Below are 19,222 nucleotides of genomic sequence, written 5' to 3' on the forward strand. Positions count from 1 at the left end.
GCTGAACGCCAATGTACTACCCCGGGGCAGGGCCGCCCAATGATAGCGCAAGCAGACAGAGTAAGGCAAATAACCCGCCTGCCCGGCTGCCGAACCTCCTGAACTCTCCTGATGACTTTGCAAGCGCAGTGGAAGGCCGCTCAACGCCCGGTCGATTCGGAGCGAACCGTCCGCCCCTGCCGGGTTTCGCTGATGCTTACCCGCACCGTTTTGCCATCGCCTTCCAACTCCCCAATGCGGATGGTTTGCACGCGGCCGTCGGCCAGCTCCACGCGCAGCTCATCGGCACTAATTGCGGTAGCCGATTTTACCATGGCCTTGTTTTCATACGGCTCCAGAACCGTCAGAAACCGCGCCTGGAGGCCGGTGGCGCGGCTTGCGTAGATTTTTCGGCGGGCAGCTTCGGGCCCAAAGGGGAAGTCGCCGCCCAGCGTGGCCCGGAAACGCACGGCGTTCTGGCCCGCTAACGGGATGCGGATGATTGCCGGCGCCCTGGCATCCTGCGGCTGCGTGGGGAGGGCATTGGCAGGCACGGTACCCGCAATCTTAATGGGGCCGCCGTAGTAATCCTGGCCGGCGGTGGCGGGCTTTTCGACGTTCTGCGCGGTAGCTAAATCGGTGAGGGGAATGTCCCGGCCATCGGCCGTTACTAGGCGGGCGTTGGCCCAGAACAGTGCTTTTTTCTGGCTGTTGCCGTCGGAGCTCACCTGAAGCAAAAGCTCTTTCAGGCCGGCTACTGATACGTCGATTTCCTGCTGGCCCAGAATCCAGATGCCGGTTTCGCCCTGGGCCAGGGGCTGGCCGTCGCCCTGCACCTCGTAGCGCACCCACTGCTGGCAGTTGTGGTTTTCGGCGGGCATGGCCACCATCAGTTCCTGCTGCCGGGGCCAGAGCGCATGCACGTCCATTTTGAGCGGGCCGGGTTCGTTGAAGTATTGCAGCGTACCCGAGTTGTCGGCCTGCGGGCCGTAGTCGAACTGAAACCTGGCGATTGATGGGGCGGTGGCGCGGTACCAGTCGGCATCGGTGACGACCTGGGCCGCGCTGTGCGGGTCGGAACGGTACTGGGCATCGTGGCGCAGGAGTTTTTTGCCGGGCGCGTTCAGGCTTAAAAAGCCCTTCATCTGCAATAGGTTGTCGAAGGTGTGGAACTTCGTGCCTTTCAGGTAGTCGGCCATCACCACGTAGTCGTCGGTGACGACGAGCAGCCGCCGCTGAAGAACCGGCTCGCTGAAGGGGCCCTGCTTGCCGTAGCCCCGGTCGGTGACGGGCGGCAGGGTCTGGCGGTTCTTGCGCATCTGGTCGGGCACCGAGTCGGTGGCGAAGTAGCGCATGCCCAGGTAGGGCGCGTCCGACCAGCGGGCGTTGGTTTCCTGAACTGCCACCTGCATCATCGGGCCCGAATGAAACAGGAGTTGCGTGGAGGGCACGGCTTCCTGCTGCATCTGGTCCACGACCACCATGTTGTGGTTCACCGAGGTCTGCACGTAGTACTTGTACATGAAGTTCGGGTAGCCCCACCAGATGGCCTCGGGGTTCCAGAAGCTGCGGCCGTAGCGGGTGAGGTTGTCGAGCGACACCCTATCGAAATGGCCGTGAAAGCCGCCCTGCGTGCCGATTTTGAGTACCGCCTGAATCTGCTCGCGCGGCGGCCGACCAGCCGTTTGGGAGCGCAGCAGCGCGTAGCCGATGTTCTCGGCAAAAGCAGATTTTTGGTAGCTCGTGGGCGTTTCAGCGGGCAGCTCGGGCACGCCGTAGAGCAAATCGCGCTGGCCCGCCTGCTTGATGATGGTGGCGTAGGCCGAGTCGCGGTACACGTAGTAGGGCAGTTCCAGGCGGTAGCCGCCCACCTTTTCCTCGTGCCCGTCGTTCATGCCGAAGGCAATGCCCCGGTAGTCCGATACGGGCACAATGGCATCCCAGAAATGCTTTAGCGAACGGGTGTTGCGCCGCTGCGGGCCCCACTTTTCGAACGAGACGCCGTAGGGTGGATTGAGCCCCCAGGGCATGACCATGGCGGAGCGGGAATAGTCGGCGGGCACTTCCAAATGCACCAAGTCGATGCCCCAGGGCTGGGCGGCGAGGGCGGCCTGCGTGAGCTCATAGGCCACCCAGAGGTTGTAGCTGGTGCTCACCTCCCACCACCAGCCATCGTCCATCACGCCCTTGCTCAGGAAATCGGTGAAGCCCGCCGGGCCGTGGATGTAGCGGTCGGCCGCGGCTAAGTCGCCCAGGGCCAGCGCGCTGAACAGGCAGGCCATTGATTGGGCGGTGGACCAGTTGCCCATGTTGCCAATGGTCAGCTCCGGCTCGAACGTTTCCATGTAAAGCCGCAGGGTATGATTGATGGCCTGCTTGTCGGCCGCGCTCAGCACCCCGGCATCCAGAATGGCATCGTAGGAATACGCCATCTTCTGAAAGTTGTCGCCCTCCTGCGGGCCGCCCTTGTCGGTGCCGGCGAAACCAGCCGGGTAGCCCGTTTTCTCATCGGCCAGTCGGCGCAGGAATAGCGCTACTTTCTCCGCGTACTTCTTGTCGCGCGTCAGCTGCCAGGCGTAGGCTGCGGCGGGCAAAAACTGAATGAAATTCTGCTCGGGGAAGACGTAAGTGTGCTTTTCGGCGGCCACGTAGTTGTTCGGCGGCAGCGCCGCCAGCGGCACCTGCCAGTCGTCGGCCAGCTTCAGGTAGCGGGCCTGTTCGGCCCTGGCCCAGTCGTATTGGAGGATTTTGGCGCGCACCTCGTCCCAGCGGGCGGCGGTGTGCAGCAGGCAGGGCCGAGCCACTTCCCGCGCCGTGATGAACTCTACGGCGGGTTCCACCACGCCATCGTTAGCCGAAAGCTGCAAGCGCTGGGGCTCATGCCCGCCCGCTGGCACGCCCTCGCGGGGCACCGCTACCGTCACCATGCACCTGGCCGCGGCCCCCGGCATCAGCCACAATCGGGCCGGCTCCACCGTGGGCGTCATCACCTCAAAGCCTTCTTTGGCGAAGCTCAGGGCTACGTTTTGCGGACTGTCGGTGCAGTTAGTCAGCGTCACTTCGTAGCGCGCTGTTTGCCCTGGCTCCGCCGCCTGCCCGCGCACGGGGGCTTGCGCGGCGATGTGCAGGGCGCGGGTCAGGCGCACGTTGCGCAGGCGGATTTCGCCGGGGCTGCCGGTGTCGGTCAGCTGGCCGTCCAGGCGCACGCCCTGGATAAACCGGAGCATGGCCACCTGCCGGTTGGGTACGTCGAGCAGCGCCCACGGAACGGTCACGCGCCGCCAGCCGCCGTTGCCGCCCGGCACCGTTATCGTCGCGTGGGTTTCGGGCAGGTAGTTCTGCCGCAGCGGGCTGGGTGGAGTGAAGAGCGTGGCGCGCAATTCCAGGCGGCGGCCTTTGGGCACCCACACTTCCACCTGCAGGCCGTAGAAGTTGCGCCAGTCGCGGGTGCCGTCGTGCTCGGCCCGGAAGCCGTGGTTATACCAGCCTTTCGGGCCGGCCGGGTACTGGAATACGGTCGTGCCGGGCAGTTTCAGCGTGGCTGCTTTCCCGGTGGCCGGGGCCAGGCCCGTCCAGTCGGCAAGCGTAGCGGTGCCCACGGGCTCCCAGGCGGTGGTCGCGGGGCGCACCAGCATTGCGTTGAGTGCCTGCGCTCTTAGGAACGCCGGCGAAATCAATCCCAGGCAGAGGGCAAAAGCCAGCACACGCTGAGCTGCGGTACGCATTAGCAGGCAATAGGTCATGGACACAGAATAGCAGGGCCTTAGAAGCCTCCGCAAGGTATTCTCCGGCCCTGCCCGCAGGCTTCATGAACCCACCTGATGCCGCCGGCGGCTATTCTACAATGGAAAAAGTCTGCTCCACGGGTTCAGCCGTCTGCACCTTGGCACCGGTGCTGCGGCCCCGCTGCCAAGCCACCACCGTTACGTTCAGCGGCAATTTAGTGCGTGGCGGCAGCCGGGTGAAGCGCAGCGTATTACCGCTTACCTCGGCCGGGCCTTCGCGCACGTAGTAGCGCACCGGCAGCCCGGCGTCGGAAGTGGCGGCCAGGCGCACCGTGGCTTTACGCATACGGGAGGCCTTCACATCGACCGGCTTCGGGAAGGTGATTCGTTGCGTGCTGCCCTCCGTCAGCCGCAGGGGCACGGGCATTTGGGACTGCTGCACGGCGGGCTTGTAGGTGGCGTCGCCGGGGTGGGTGGCGGTGAGCCACAGCTCGTATTGCCGCAGGTTGGCCCCGAGGCCGCGCCGGAGGCGGAAAGCGAAGGTATCGGCGCTGACCTTTTCAAACGGCCCGGTGATGCGGTCGATAACTACGGGCCCGCTGGCGGCATGCCCCAGGGGCGTGCCGACCGGAAGCCCCGTCCAGGCCGCCAGCCGGCTGCTCCCGGCGGGCACCGTGTCGAGAAAAGTGCCGCGCAACACGAACGTCAGCTCATCGGCCAGCGGCTGAAATGACAGGTCAATCTGCTGGTGGGTATTGCGCTGGACGGCGGGTCGACCGTTTTGCAAATAGCTCATCAGCTGGGGCTTTAGATTCCGGTATTTTGCGCCGTAGGCTTCGGTAGCGCGGGCGTGCTCTTCGTCGAAAAACCAAAAAGCCTGCGTGGGGTCGCCGGTGTAGCGACCAACCGGCGCGGCGGGGGCACTGGGGCCGTGGGTGGGGGACCATTTTTCCAGCAGCCAGCCCGTTTTGGTGGGGTCGATGGGCCGCAGGACGGGCACTTGATTGGCCGGCGTGTTTTTGGGTAGCCGGTAGTGCGCGGCTTTCCTGATGTAGAAGGCCAGGTAGGCCGATTTCGCCCTGGTGGTGGCAAAGTGGCCTTCGCCGGGGCAGGCGAGCATGCTCAGCGGCATCAGCGGGTGCTGCTGGCGCTCGCGCAGGCCCTCGGCCGACCAGGTGGCAGCAGCCTCGTACTCGCCCATCGTTTCGAGGCTGGGAATGTGGTCGATGGTGCGTGGGCCCCAGATATCGGGCGCAAAGGACGGGTGGCGAAAGTACGGCCACTGCCCGCTCACCGACACGCAGGCCAGCACCCGCTGCGGGGCCCAGGCCGCGAGGTAGTAAGGCGCGCTCGCCGCCGCCGAATGGCCCATTGGCACCAGCGGCGCCAGCGCCAGCTCCTGGTAGCCCGATTCGGCCGCTAAGTCCTTGAGCAAGCCGGTCAGGCTGGCCCCGGCCCCCTGGTCGAAGTTGAACAACAGATTGAAGGCGGGCGACACCCAGATTTCAGCAAAGCCAATAGCGCCCATTTCCCGCCGGAACAGCGGGTCTTCCAGAATGGAGATTTCCTCCATGTTGTGCTGGGCAAACACCACGCCGCGCACCCGCTGGCAGGTGGGCGGAATCCAGAGAAAAGCCCGCGCCGGCCCCGCCTTGTCCGTCCCGCCGACCACCGGAACCGACCATTGCCACTCTTGTGCGTAGCCCGGTCTGGCCACTCCCCAGAAACTCAGCAACAGGAATAAGCGCAGGAAGTAAGCCAGCGGTAAGCGGTTCACGACAAGCATTTTATACGGTATAACAAAGCACGGAAAGCACTATTGCCGCAGGTCCCAGTACACCACGTACCGCTCGCGCTGGGCCTTGTAGTAGGGCACCAGCCGGATGCCGCCGGCCGCCGTAGCCGCCGTGGTCTGGAAGGTGAGCGGCTGGCCGGCCACCGGCTTGAGCCAGTCCGTGACGCTGCCGCTGCTGGTGTTGAGGGTGTGCACGAGGCCGGCGGGGACGTGGTAGTCGTAGCCGTAGTACTGGTAGGGGTCGGCGGGGTCGTGGTAGGGGGCGGTGCCGGTCATGCCTTCGGTGCCCATTTCGCCGGCCAGCAGGATGGGGCCGTAGGCGAAAGCTGCTTTCCGGGGGTTGTCGGGGGTGGCCACCACGCGCAGGGCCATGGGATAGGTTAGCTCGATTTTATCGCCGTTTTTCCAGGTGCGGGCCACGGTTATATAGCTGCCGGGCTGCTGCTTCACGGCCACGGTTTTGCCGTTCACTTTCAGCGTCACGCCGTTGGTGGCCCAGGCCGGGTAGCGCAGGTGCAGGGGCATGGCCAGCGGCTTTTTCGTCTCGATGGTGAGGCGGGTGGTTTCTTCCTCGGGGTAGCGGGTGGTTTGCAGCACTTTCACGCCGCGCTCGGCCCAGCTCAGCTCCGAGGGAATGAACAGGTTGACGTACAAATCCTGGGTGCCGTGGTAGTAGATGGCCTCGCCGTACTTGGAGTGGCTTTCGAAGCCCGAGCCCACGCAGCACCAGAACGACTGGTCGGGCGTGCTGTAGAGGCGGTAGGCGCCGGGCAGCATGGGCGAGAAATAGGAAACCATGCCCGTTTTAGGGTCCTGCTGGCCCAGAATGTGGTTGTAGAGCGCCTGCTCGTAGTAGTCGGCGTACTTCGCCTCGGGGTTCCAGGTGAAAAGGTGCCGCGTCAGCTTGAGCATGTTGTAGGTGTTGCAGGTTTCGCCGGTGTTGCCGGTGAGGTGCTCCGAGATTTTGCCGGGCTCGAAGAAATGCTCCTTGTCGCTGTTGCCGCCGTGGGCGTAGGTGTGGTGCTGCACCACGTCGTCCCAGAAAAAAGTGGCGGCCAGCTTGTCTTTGGGGTCGGCGGTCAGCTCGTAGGCGCGGGCCTCGCCCACCAGCTTGGGGATGACGGTGTTGGCGTGCATCTTATCCAGCTTGTCCTGGCCCTGCTCCAGTGGTTCGAGCACGGCTTTGTGGTAGAACATCTCGGCCAGCTTGAGGTGCTGCGGGTCGCCGGTGATGGCGTAGAGGTTGTAAAAGGCATCGTTCATGCCGCCGAACTCGTTGCGCAGCATCTTGGCCAGCTGCTCTTGGCTGAGCGGCGAGAGTTTTTGATAGGCCCAGGCAGCCATACCCTTTTCCACGTCCAGGGCCTGCTGGTTGCCGGTCTGCCAATAGGTATCGGTGAGGCCGGCGAAGATTTTGTGCAGCGTGTACCACGGGGCCCACACGCTGGTGCCGGCAATGTTGCGGTCGATGTAGTTCTGTGGGTAGGCGCTCAGGTAGCCACCCTGGTTCAGGGCGGTTTGCACGGTGGCCAGGCCGGCTACCAGGCTGTCGCTCTTCAGCTTGAAAGCCGCGTTGCCCGTAGAGGCGTACTGAAACGCCAGGCCCGACAGGATGTGGCCGATGCTGTGGCCGCGCAGCTCCATGTCCAGCGCTTCCCAGCCGCCCAGGGGCTTGGGCATCTTGGTGGGGCTGTTTTTTTGGTCGGTCAGCAGGCCGGCATTCACCCGGAAGCTGTGCAGCAGGCGGGCCACCGGCAGCGAGAGCAGCCACTGGCCCTCGCGGTCCATGTTGTCCTTGAAAGGGCTGGCCAGCAGCCGCACATCGCTCAGGTTGAAGCTGTAGGCCTTGATGGGCGCGCGTACGGCCACGGCCGTTTGCTCCCTGGTCTGGCCGGGGTACTGGGCCCGGGCCGCGATGGGCAGCAGGCCGAGGGCCAGGCACAGGCCGAATTTCAATTGTGAAATGCGCGGCTTCATCAGGTGACGGTTCATGCGGTTAAATGGCTGGGATGGGTGGGCACTAGCGGGTTTTGCTCACGGCGAACAGCGGCTTGCCCTGCTGAAGCTTTTGCAGGCGCAGCAGGGCTTCGAGGTAGTAGTAGTCGGCGTAGTTGATGCTCACGTCCAGCTCGGTGCCGTTGGGGCGGTGGCCGGTGGAGTGCAGCAGGAAGGCATTGTTGATGCTCTGGTACTGGTACTGGTCGGAGGAAAGCGTGGTCAGCATCTGCTCGGCCTGCTGGCGGTATTTCAGTCCCAATGCTTTATCCTTGACCAGGGTCGAGAGTTCCAGCAGGCCCGAGGCCACGATGGCCGCCGCCGAGGCATCCCTGGTCACGTTTGGAATCTTGGGGTCGTCGAAGTCCCAGAACGGAACCTGGTCGGCGGGCAGGCGCTTGATAAAGATGTCGGCCGATTTGCAGGCCCGGGCCAGAAATTCGGGCTCCCGGCTCTCGCGGTAGCTCATGGTGAAGCCGTAGATGGCCCAGGCCTGGCCCCGGGCCCACATGGAGTTGTCGGCGTAGCCCTGATGGGTTACGCCCTTGATAAACTGGCCGGTTTTGTCGTCATAAACGGCAACGTGGTACGACGAGCCATCGGGCCGAAACTGGTGCTGACTGGTCACGCGGGCGTGGCTCACGGCCATATCGTAAAAGCGCCGCCCCCCGCCGTTCTTCGCCGCCCAGAACAGCAGCTCCAGGTTTATCATGTTGTCCATGATGGTGTTGTGGGGCCAGCCCATCTGCTTCACCATGCGCGGCCACGAGAGAATGGTGCCGACTTTGGGGTTGTAGAGCGTGGCCAGCGAGTCGGCGGCGCGCAGCAGCACCTGCCGGTAAGCCGGGTCTTTGGTGAGGCGCCAGCCGTTGCCGTAGCTGCAATAGAACATGAAGCCCAGGTCGTGGTCCACGGTTTTGTGGTTGAGCACGGGGGCCAAATCCTGCGTGAAGCCCTGGGCTTTTGCTTTCCAGTACGCCGTGGGCTGGCTTTCGTACAGGTACCACAGGATGCCGGGCCAGAAACCGCTGGTCCAGTCCTCGCGGGTCACGTACTGCCACTGCTTTCGGCCCAGCGGAATGCGACGCGGAATGCTGTCGAAAGAGGGCACCAGTTGGGCCGCTTTGCGGGCCTGGCCGGCGCAGTACGCCAGCTGCCTGGCCACATCCAATCGAGAAGAGCGCACCTGGGCCGAAGCCGGCCGGGGGATGCTGACCCCCAATCCACCGCCGACTAGCACGGGGAATATGAAACTGAAAAGGAGGCGGGACTTTGACATAAAATCGAATAAGAACAGTGTGAAAATCGGCCAGCGGCCGGCCCTACCTGGCTTTCCAGCCCGTCACCGCCACGTTATCGAAGCGAACGGTGGTGCTGACGGTCGTGAGCCGCGAGCAGGCCGCCAACCCCACGTATACATCCTGCGACAGGCCGGAGCTGATGCTTCCCACTGGCGTCCACGCCTTGCCATCGGCCGAAACAGCCCCCGTGACGGTGCCTCCCTTGCGCTCCAGCCGCAGCCAGTAGTAGCCCACCAGCCGGCCAAATGTTACAAGCGGCTCGGCCAGCGGCGCGCTGGTTTGGCGCACCACCGTGGGGCTGCCCGCGGCCGCCCGGCTCACTAGGCTTACGGCCCAGCGCGGCAGCTCAATCTCCCCGGTTTTCTGGGGTGTAAGCAGTAGGGCAACGTGCGGCGCGTCGGCCGTCAGGCCTTGGCGCAGCATCAGCCCGAACTGCGAAAACTGTGAGCTTACCTGGGGCACGAACCGCGCCACCAGCACGCCATCGCCCCGCAGCGGCACGTACGCCAGCTGAAACTGGTCGCTGGTGCTGTCGATGCGGCTCCCCGCCCCTTCCAGCCGGAACTCCTGCCCATCGTAAAAAGTCGAGCCCGCCACCTCAACCGGGCCGACATCCTGCTGTTTCCAGGGCGTGGGCAAGCCGGCGCTGGCGCCCGTTTCGTAGGCATCCCCGCTTTCGCCCAGGGCATTGCCGGCGCTGACGGTGTAGTAATACAGCGTGCCGGCTTTGGCTGATTTATCGGTGTAAGCTGCCGTTGCCACGCGCTGAGCAATGACGGCATAGGGTCCGCCTTTTTTAGTGCCACGCTTCACCGTGTAGTCGGTAGCGCCCACGGCCGCCACCCAGGTAAGGGCAGTACCCGTAGGCAGGCCTTTTGCCACCAGCCCGCCCGGCGCAGCCGGCTTGGCAGGAGGCGCGCCGGGCTTTTCGGCAGGGCGGGTGTAGAAGAGCGTGCCGAAACCGGGATGGTCGGCGCCCGGCTTGCCGGGGCCTTCGGGGCGCAGCTTCTCGGCCGCTTGCTGGGTGTAGGGCGCGGCCAGGCCCCGCCGATGCACATAGTGGTTGTACACCTGCTCGTAGAGGGGGCGCAGCTGGCCGCGCGCGATGGTCGAAATCTTCTGGTGGAAGTACTTGCCGGTGCGGTCGAGGGTGGTCACGAAGGGCATATCGTCGTTGCCCAGGTTGTACTTGGCGGCGTACTCGAAGCCCTTGAGCAGGCGGTTGTCGGCGTAGCCGTAGAGGTCGAGGCCCTGATGCCAGGCCATTTCGCTGCATTCGGCCAGCATGCCGATGCCCAGTTGGGCGTGGGCCTGGTCGCGGCCGCTTTCCTGGCCCTGGCCGGTGGCGTTGATGACGTAGTGCGTGAGGCGGCCGTCGCCCCAGCCGTTCACGTAGTAGCGCAGGGCGTCTTCGTACACCGCCCGGTCGTTGCAGAAAATACCGATGGCCATCACCGTTTTCAGGGCCGCCGCCTCCCAGTTGCCGTTGGCAAACGGCGCGTACTCGCGTAGCACGGGGTAGATGACCTGCCGGAAATGGCGCTCGGTTTTCTGAATATCCGACTCGGCACAACCAGCTTTAGAGTAGCGCAGCAGCTCGGCCGCCTGCACCATCTTGAACGGTCCGAGGCCGGCCATGAGCACGGCATCGCGGCCGGTTATCGACGTAAGCGTACCCGACCAGGCATTGACCAGGGCAATGGCTTTATCGGCGTAGGCGTGGTCGCCGGTCAGGCACCACATTAGCGCATTCTGGTGGGCGGCGTTGGCGTCGGCGTCGTAGTCGCCCGCGCCCACGGTGGGGTTGCGGCTCACCGTGGCCAGCGGGCCCTTGGCCGCGTAGCTGGCCTGCGAGGCTTCGTTTTGCCGAAACACTTCGTAGCCGCTGAACGTGGGTTCCTCGTGGGCCGCGATGGCGCGCTTCATGCGCGCAATGTCTTCCTGGCTGTGCAGCAGGCCGGGATGCACAAAGCCCTGGGCCCGCACGGCGGCCGGGCCGGCCAGCGCCAGCAGCAGGGCCAGCGCGGAGAGTTGCAGGAGGTTTCTCATTTGATTTCTTCCAGCATAATGGCCTGCCCGCCCGCCGCCTGCAGGCTTACGGGTAGCGTGTCGCCCTGCCGGGCTTTCAGCGTGCGGCGGGCAATGCCGCCCTGGCCATCGTCCTCAAAAATGGTGGCGGTGTAGGCGGTGTTTTTTTGCAAAAAGTCGAGCTTCAGCCGCCCCGACCAGGGTTGCAGGCCGGCCGCGCTGCCCACAAACCAGGTGCTGCCCGCGCGCCGCGCCACGCTGATATTCCGGCCGATTTCACCAGTCAAATAGTGCGTTTCGTTCCACACCGTGGGCACGTACTTGAAGAACTCAATTTCGGAGTCGTTGGTGTAGTCCAGCGGCCTGCCGTACCAGAACAGCGCCTGCAAGGGGCTGAAATACACCACCGTGAGCGCCAGCTGCTGGGCCTTGCTCACCTTCAGGTTTTTGCCGAAGCTGTTCTTCGGATTGGGGTAGCAGTAGGTAAAATCAGCCGGGCCGGCCAGGTAGCGCGTGAACGGCAGCGTGGTGGTGTGGAAGGCGTCGGGACTGTTCTCGTCGCCCCGAATGCCTTCCTGCGTGAACAGCGCCGGGTAGGTACGGCTCAGGCCCGTGGGCTTGTAGTTGTCGTGAATGTTGAGCACCAGTCCCGCGTCGTTCACCTTCCTGATGGCCCCGGCCAGCCACGTCAGGCCCTGCTGCGAAAGCCCGTCCACGAAGCCGAATTTCAGCCCGGCCACGCCCCATTGCTTGTACAGCGGCAGAATGGTATCGAGGTGGTTTTGCAGCCCGATGTAGTTGACGTACAGCAGCACGCCGATGCCCTTGGCCTTGCCGTAGGCAATGACTTTGGGCAGGTCGATGGCCGGAATCACCACGGCCGGGTCCGAGGTCAGCGCCCGCTCCGGGCCGTACCAGCCGGCATCGAACAGGATGTAGCGCATGCGCAGGCGCTCGGCCAGGTCGATGCAGTCGAGGCCGCTCTGGGTGTTGAGCTGGGCGCGCATCACCTTGCCCGGCTGCAGCCCGGCCGGCACGCCGCCCGGCGCGGCCGGGTTTAGCCGCAGGTTAAGGTCGCTGAACTGGTGCAGCCCGATGGCCGATTTCGCGCAGCTGATGGTGCGCCAGGGCGACTGAAAGGGCAGCGTCACGGCTACTTCCTTGTCGTGCACGAAGGCCACAGCCAGGCTGTGCGGCGCGGTGCCCCGGCCCAGCTCGGCCTTGGTGTAGCCGTCGTTGCCGGCTTCGCCAATGCTCAGGTAGTACCGAGGACCCGCCAGCGTGGCCGGAAAATCGCAGGTGCCGGCCAGCGAGTCGAGCTTCGCAGGGGTGAACACCGACTCCTGGTGGTACTGATAAATGGTGTAGGCGTCGGCCAGGTTAAACTCCGTGTTTTCCCTGGTCAGCCGCGCCGGGCTGGGCAGGCCCGCCGGCGCGGGCAGCACATAGCGCAGGGCCACGCTGCCATCGTACACGCGGGCCAGCACGTGAAACGGCACCGGGCCCGATTGCAGGCTCAAATCCAGCTCCCGGTACTGGTTGCCGATGGTGTCGTTTTCGCCCAGTGGCCAGGCAAATGGCTCGTTCACGGCCTTTTGGCTTGCGCCATGCACGGTGGTTGTGGTGCCGGCCGCCGTGCCGTTCAGCTCAAAGCCCAACGCCGACCAGCGCACCACCTCGCGCCCGCCCGTCAGGGTGCGGTACCGCAGGTGGCCTCCGGCGTCCACGGCCACTTCGAGCCGGGTTTGCTTGTCGGGCGAGGTAGCCTGGTAGGTTTTGGGCGTCTGGGCTCCGGCGGCCAGCGGGCCGGCCAGCAGCAAAACCGGCAGCGCGGCAAAGCGAATATTCATGCGTTTGGGAAAAGTCGATTATTTGGCCGGCGTCAGCCAGATGGCCTGCCCACCCGAAGGCAGCAGCTTCACGTCGAGCACCTGGCCGGCCTTCACCTTGATGCGCTTGATGCCGACTTTGGTGCGCGTGGTCAGGCTGGGGTCGTCGGCGTAGATGGAGGCGGTGAAGGCCTGGCCCTTCGGCAGGAAGTTGAGGGGCAGCTTGAGGGTGCGGCCGTCGTTGTTGGTGAGCGTGCCCACGAACCAATCCTGGCCCTTGCGCCGGGCCACGGTCACGTACTGGCCGATTTCGCCCTGCACCACGCGGGTCTCGTCCCAGGTGGTGGGCACTTTTTCGAAGAACTCCACCTCCGGCTCGCCCTGGTAGGCGCTGGGCTTGTCGTACCAGAACAGCGTCTGGATGGGGCTGTAATTGACCGCCGCCAGCGCCAGCTGGTGGGCGTGGGTGGTCTTGAGGCGCTTGTCGTAGTAGCAGATGGTGTAGTCGCCGGCCCCCGCGATAAAGCGGGTGAAGGGCAGCACCGTGTTGTGGGTGGCATCCGGAAATTCCTCGTTGCCGCGAATGCCCTCCTGGGTCATCACGTTGGGGTAGGTGCGGCTGGTGCCGGTGGGCCGGTATTCGTCGTGGATGTTTACCATCAGGTCGTTGTCCATGGCTACCTGCACGGCCTCAGTGAGCCAGGTGGTCCAGCGGTGCGAGCCTACCTGCACGAAGCCGAACTTGATGCCCTTCACGCCCCACTTCTTATAGAGCGGGGCCAGCTCACGCATCTGGGCCAGCAGGCCCTGCTGGTTCACGTAGAGCCACACCCCAATGCCCTTGTCCTTGCCGTACTGAATGACGGCCGGCATGTCGATGGGTGCCACCACCTTGGTCACATCCGAAGAAAACGAAAACGCCGGCCCGTACCACTTCCAATCGAAGAGGATGTACTGCAGGCCGTGGGCGGCGGCAAAGTCGATGTCGTCCTTCGCGCCCTGCGTGGTCAGGGTCATCTCCCGGATGATTTTGCCGGGTTTAATCCAGCTCGTGTCCTTGAGCTTGGTGGGCGGGTTCAGGTTCAGCAGCAGGTCGTTGTGCTCCAGCAGGTCGCCGGGCCTCTCCCCTACCAGCACCGCCCGCCAGGGCGTGCCGACGGGCGAAATCAGGTCCGCGCTTTCGTACATCGTCGTCACCACCGTGTTGGGCTTGGTGGGGCTGAGCTTGAACTTGGTCATGGCGTAGTCGGTCAGGCCGGCTTCGCAGAGGCTGGCGTAGAGGCCGTTGGGCAGCGCCACGGTCAGCGGGCGCTCCGAAGGCTCTGGCCAGTTGCGGAGCGACAGCATCTCGTACTTGCCCTGCGCCCAGGCGGTATAGCAGGCCCTGGTGTCGGCGGGCAGCGTGAACTCGTCGTTTTCGGCCATCACCCGGTAGTAGATGCCTTTCGGGTGCTCGGGAAAGAAGTAGCGGAAGGCCACGCCCTCGTCATAAGCCCGCATTTGCAGGCTCACGCGGTAGTCGGGGTTGTCGTCTTTGGCCAGCTGGATTTCCGCCTGGTTGTAGTGGTCCCGAATCTGGCTGCGCTCGCCGTACACGGGCGTCCAGGTGGTGTCTTTGCTAGCGGTGAGCACCTTTTGCACGGCCAGGTTCTCGCTCCAGTCGGCGTGCTGGTCCACGGGCAGGGCCATGGCGTGCTCAAATACGTGGTTGTCCACCTGAATGTCCAGCCCCGATTCCAGCACTACCGGCTTGCCGCCAAACTCGACGTGGTAGTACAGATGGCGCTTGCCGGGCGCGGTTTCGCGCTGGTATACCGTCATCGTCAGCTTGCCATTGGGCGAGTGTAGCACGGTGGAGGTGCCGGGCAAGGTGGCGGTCTGGGCCTGAGCTTCCAGGGTCAGCAGCCCAGCCAGCAGCAGCGGAACGGCGCCTCGCAGCCAGGGCGCCATACGGTTGGTCAAAATCATGGGGGTGGGAAAAGTCAAGGCAACGAAGCTAGGGGCATCCCGCCCGTAAGCCCTCCTGAACCCCCCTGACGACCATATTTCCCACTCCGCGCGGCCAGGACCAGGATAAGGAGTGGCAGCTTTGAATGCAGAACGCCCGCTGTACTAGCGGGCGTTCTGGTCGGTAATACTGAGGAAAAGCGCTGCTTATGGACGTTGCGCCCGGCGCTGTCGCAGTTTCTTCAGGCCCAGCCCGACGCCAGCGGCAAGGAGCAGCGAAGCACCGCCATCGACGGGTACGCCCGTGGGGTTAGCACCGGGGCCGGGGGCGGGGCCACCCGTGTCTGGCTGTGCGTGAGCTGGTTGCTGGCCCGTCAAGCTGAGGCTGATAGCCACTAGTGCCATGCGAAGGGGAACGATGCCGAACAAATTACCGGCAGCAGACAGCAAGTGTCTCCTAATCCAATGCTTCATATAGAATACGGTTAATTACTGACAAATCAGGCGCTTGGTCACAATACCGGCGCTGGTTTCAAGCCGTACGCTGTACACGCCCATCGCCAGGCCGGTGAGTGGCAGCGTGCGCAAGGCTGCCCCGGCCGGCAGTACCCGGCTCACCACCAGTTGGCCCAGTGCGTTGAGCACCGTGGCGCGTAAGCTCTCGTGCTGCAAGCTGGCTGGCAGGCTCAGCTGCACCTCGCCGTGGGCTGGATTTGGAAATAGCGCTACTTGCTGGCTCAAGGCCACCGAAGCCGTACCTAGCGCCTTCTGCGGACCAAACAGCAGCTCGAAGCGGCCGGTAGCAGTGGCACCCGCTGCTACCGCGAAACTGTAGCTGGTGCCAGCCGCCAGGGGCGTGAGGTTACCCGTGAGGAGGTCATGCAGGCTTACACTGCCCGGCTGGTTGAGCAACTGCTCAGCACGTAGCGTATAGGTGCCCGGCTGGGTCACGCTCACGCCCAGCGGCACAACTGCCGCTTGCGTGCCAGGCAAAGGCAGGCCATTAATACTCAGCTTATCGGCACCAGCTACCGAGTAGACATTGACTGCTCCCATGCCGGAATTTAGCAGCTTGGCCGCATCGTAGCGGGCGTCGAAGCTGGCCGTGGCGCCCTGCTCGAAGTACACGTAGGCGTCATCGGTCGAGGTGCCTGCGCCGCTTAGCTGCAATTGCACCAGGGGGCGGGTTTCGGTCGGGCGCTGGAAAGCGGTTTGGGGGCCGAAAGTGGTGGCCCGGTTGGCATTGCTTAGCGCCAGCACGGGGCTGGTGCCGGGCACGGTGGCCCGCAGGAAGAAGCCCTGGCCGGCCGGAATCAGCTCCGACGTACCCACATTGTTGACGAAGGAGCGGTAGGAGCTCCCGTACTGCGAGTTGCTGGTATTCAGATAAACTGCCCCTCCCACGCCGGCCGGCACGGTCACGGTGTTCCAGTCGAGCGGAGCCGGATAAGGATTGCCGAGGAAGTTCCAGCCGGCCTCGCTGGGCGCGCCGCAATTCAGGGTCAGGTTGAGCGGGCCGTTGTTGAAGGTGCCCACGAAGTCGACCAGCGCCGTGGCGGGCAGGTTCACGGTGTAGCCCTGGCCCACCACCAGCGGGGTGGCGGTGCTGGCGGGGGCCACCCAGCCGGCATCAAACGTGTTGGCGGCGGCCGTCACCCGGCTTTGGTCGTAGCTGTACACGGTTGGGAATACGCCGCTGTTGGCGGCCAGCGGCGTGAAGTTGGCGGTGGCCAGGTCGGCCACGGTTGTGCTTTGCACCGGCGACGAGTAGTGGCGGTAGCCCAGGCCGGTGGGGTTGGTGCCCGTGCCGGTAGCGGGGTTGGGCGTGGGGTCGATGTAGCGCTGCATGGTACCCGCGCCCACCACGCTGGCGCTGCCATTGTTCACAAGCAGGGCCGTGCCCGTGGCATCCGAAAGCAGGGTCAGGGGCTGGCCGTTGGTGGTGAGGTTGCCATTCAGCGTCAGCACCTGGCTGATGCTGGCCGGGCTGCTGAGGGCAGCCCCGGCGGCACCTACCGTCAGGTTTTGGAAGGTGGTGGGGGCGCTGCCGCCAATGGTCTGGGTAGCAGCGCCGGCCAGCGCCACGGGGCCGGTCAGGGTGCCGCCGTTGTTGGTGAGGTCGCCGGTCAGGGTCAGGGCGGCGCTGGTAGTCAGGGCGGCACCGCTGCCCAGGGTCAGGCTGCGCATGGCCTGGGCGGTGCTGGCCGTGGGCTGCTGGGGGGCGGTGCCGGGAATGGTCACGTCGATGCTGGCCGTGGGCACGGCGGCGGGCGACCAGTTGGTGGCCACGCTCGCATCGTTGCTGGTGGTACCCAGCCAGGTGGCGCGGTTGTTCACAATGTCATTCAGCTCGGCCAGGCTGCGCGCGGTTTTCACCCAGTCCACGGTGTAGCTGGTTTCGCCCGAGCTGATGTCGGCCACCTTAAACTGGAAGGTCGATAGCGCGGTCGGGGCCGTGGTCGACAAGAAGGTTGGCCCGGCGCCGAAGCCTACCAGCCGCAGGTCGTAGTAGTACACATCGGTGCCGATGCGGCCGGTCCAGCGGTTCGCCCCGTTGCCGTAGGAGCCCAGGTTGGTGTCCAGGGTCACGTTCACGACGGCCGGCTTGGTCATCTTGATGGCCACGAACGGGAAGTTGGTCGGGTACAGCACCACGCCACCCGTTTTCCGGATGTCGCCGCGCTTGTTGCCGGTGGGTTGGGGCAGCGTCACGGTCATCACCCCATTGGCGTAAGCGGCCGTCGAGCCGGCAGTGACGGGCACCCAACCATCGAGGCTGTTCGTGAAGTTGTCGTCAATCAGGCCAACGTTCGGGTTCACGGGGTTGGTCGTGACGGGGTAGTCGGGCTGCGGGTTCAGGTAGAACAGCAGCGAGCCGTAGCCGGGGTTATCGGCCCCGGGAGGCGCGCCTTCCGGCCCGCGGCCCAGCACCTGCAGCGTGAAGGGCATGGCGAGGCCCCGGCGAAACACGTAGTGGTTGTAGGCAATCTCAAACACCGGCCGGAAGTCGCCGCGTCCGTTGGGCGAAATGGCCTCGGGCGTCTGGTCGGTGTAGTTGCGCTCGCAGTAGTCGTAGGCCGTGGTGTAGGGCACCGTGTTGCCGAGGTTGTACCTGGAAGTGTACTCGTAGCCTCTCATAATGGCGTTGTTGGAAGCGCCGTAGAAGTCGATGCCCTGATTCACGCCGATTTCGCCGATTTCGGCCAGACTGCCCAGGGCCAGCATCGTGTGGGGCTGGTCGCGGTTGCTTTCTTCCAGCTGGCCATCGGCGGTCAGCACGTAGTTGATAATGCTGCCGTTGCCCTCGCCGGTGTAGTAGTAGTTGGCGGCGCGATTAAACATGGCGTTGTCGTCGCTGAACACGGCAATGGCCAGCAGGGCCTTCATGCAGATGATGTCCCAGTTGCCGTGGGCGCAGGGCTTGAAGTTTTGCAGCGTGGGGTAGAACACGTTTTTCAGCATGTTCTGGCAGTTGGTGACGCTGGCCGCGGGCCAGGCCGGGTAGGTAGCGCGCAGGATTTCGGCCGCGTTGGCAAACATGAAGCCGATGAGGCCATTCAGCTCCGCATCGGTTCCCTGAATGCCCACCGTGTAGTTGGCGTAAGCATCCAGGATTTCAGCGGCCTTTTGGGCGTGGGCCACGTTGCCGGTGATGGTCCAGCGCAGGGCGTTGTAGTAGGCGGCCATGCAGTCGCTTTCCACGCCGTTTTTTGCCGCCCCGCCGTTCACGCTGCCCGTGGGGGTGTTGATGGTGAGCGTGGCATCGCGGGTGATGTACTGGTAGGGGCCGGCCTTGGCGTACGTGGCCGAGGCGCGGCTCGACGCCAGCAGCAGCTGGTAGCTGGCGTAGGCCCGCCCAAACTGGTTATCGACCTGATTCTTGATGCGCGTCAAATCGGCCGTGCTGTGCAGGATGCCCGGATGCACGAAGCTGCCCGTGAAGTTGATGGGCGTGGCCGGCGTAGCCGCCAGCCCCACCGCGGTGCGCAGGTCGGCCACCGAGGCAAAGCTTTTTACCCAGCTCACGGAATACTTCAGGTCGTTGGCCGCGAGCTGCGCCTGGGTGTAGCTGATTTCGGCGAGCTTGAACTGAAACAGCGACAGCACCGTGGGCTGGGTGGTTGAGAGCGTGGTGGTGCCCAGCCGGCCCGTCGAGAGGTCCCAGTAGTACACGTCCTCGGTGCCGGTTTCGAGCTTGGTACTGTTGTTGTTGCCGTTGTTGTACGAGCCCAGGTTGGTGTCGAAAAACCAGTTGCAGCGCGGCGGCTTGCTGAATTTCACGGCGATAATGGGGTACGTGCCCGCGTGCAGCGTGGCGCCTCCGGTGCGCTGGAAGTCGCCCCGGTAGTAGTTGTTGGTCGCATTGGCCAGCACCGGCGTCACCACGAATTTGCCATTGACGATGCTACCACTCGCGCCCGCGTTGGGCACCACCCAGCTGGGGGCGGGCGTGGCCGCAAAGTCGTCGTTGAGCAGGCCGGCCTGCGCCCAGGCTTTGGGCATGGCCCCCAGGCTTACCAGCAGCAGCAGCAGCCAGCCCAGGCGGGCTCGCCCCCCCGCAGCCGGGCGGCTCGGCTGAGCAGCCGGCCCCGAGAACGTAGAGAAGAGATACATAAGGAGGTG

General features: G+C 64.5%; 9 protein-coding genes. All 9 read right to left on the bottom strand.

Annotation, left to right across the window (positions count from 1 at the left end; genetic code table 11):
• Positions 1 to 140 precede the first annotated feature (140 nt).
• Complete coding sequence (locus tag ACYVHT_RS18305) at positions 141 to 3,704, bottom strand: COG1470 family protein (RefSeq protein ID WP_460555278.1); 3,564 nt, start codon at positions 3,702 to 3,704, stop codon at positions 141 to 143.
• Between the two features lie 109 nt (positions 3,705 to 3,813).
• Positions 3,814 to 5,481, bottom strand: a complete 1,668-nt coding sequence (locus ACYVHT_RS18310; protein ID WP_460555281.1) for a hypothetical protein — start codon at positions 5,479 to 5,481, stop codon at positions 3,814 to 3,816.
• 39 nt (positions 5,482 to 5,520) lie between these two features.
• Positions 5,521 to 7,491: a glycoside hydrolase family 127 protein gene (locus ACYVHT_RS18315; RefSeq protein ID WP_460555284.1), complete on the bottom strand. Its 1,971-nt coding sequence runs from the start codon at positions 7,489 to 7,491 to the stop codon at positions 5,521 to 5,523.
• Positions 7,492 to 7,519: 28 nt separating this feature from the next.
• Positions 7,520 to 8,734 (bottom strand): glycoside hydrolase family 88 protein, encoded by a 1,215-nt coding sequence (locus ACYVHT_RS18320; protein ID WP_460555287.1) that lies wholly within the window; start codon positions 8,732 to 8,734, stop codon positions 7,520 to 7,522.
• A gap of 82 nt (positions 8,735 to 8,816) precedes the next feature.
• The gene (locus ACYVHT_RS18325) at positions 8,817 to 10,844 is read right to left on the bottom strand and encodes an alginate lyase family protein (protein WP_460555290.1); all 2,028 of its coding nucleotides are present in this window, start codon (positions 10,842 to 10,844) and stop codon (positions 8,817 to 8,819) included.
• A complete protein-coding gene (locus ACYVHT_RS18330; RefSeq protein ID WP_460555293.1) occupies positions 10,841 to 12,673 on the bottom strand; it encodes a glycoside hydrolase family 97 protein in 1,833 nt (610 codons plus the stop codon). The genes ACYVHT_RS18325 and ACYVHT_RS18330 overlap by 4 nt, the downstream gene beginning before the upstream one ends.
• Positions 12,674 to 12,691: 18 nt before the next feature.
• On the bottom strand, positions 12,692 to 14,620 hold the full coding sequence (locus ACYVHT_RS18335) for a glycoside hydrolase family 97 protein (protein ID WP_460555296.1): 1,929 nt from the start codon (positions 14,618 to 14,620) through the stop codon (positions 12,692 to 12,694).
• 186 nt (positions 14,621 to 14,806) lie between these two features.
• The gene (locus ACYVHT_RS18340) at positions 14,807 to 15,073 is read right to left on the bottom strand and encodes a PID-CTERM protein-sorting domain-containing protein (RefSeq protein WP_460555299.1); all 267 of its coding nucleotides are present in this window, start codon (positions 15,071 to 15,073) and stop codon (positions 14,807 to 14,809) included.
• A 15-nt stretch (positions 15,074 to 15,088) separates the two neighbouring features.
• On the bottom strand, positions 15,089 to 19,213 hold the full coding sequence (locus tag ACYVHT_RS18345; protein WP_460555302.1) for a DUF4979 domain-containing protein: 4,125 nt from the start codon (positions 19,211 to 19,213) through the stop codon (positions 15,089 to 15,091).
• Positions 19,214 to 19,222 lie beyond the last annotated feature (9 nt).

It is taken from the genome of Hymenobacter daeguensis (assembly GCF_054780555.1).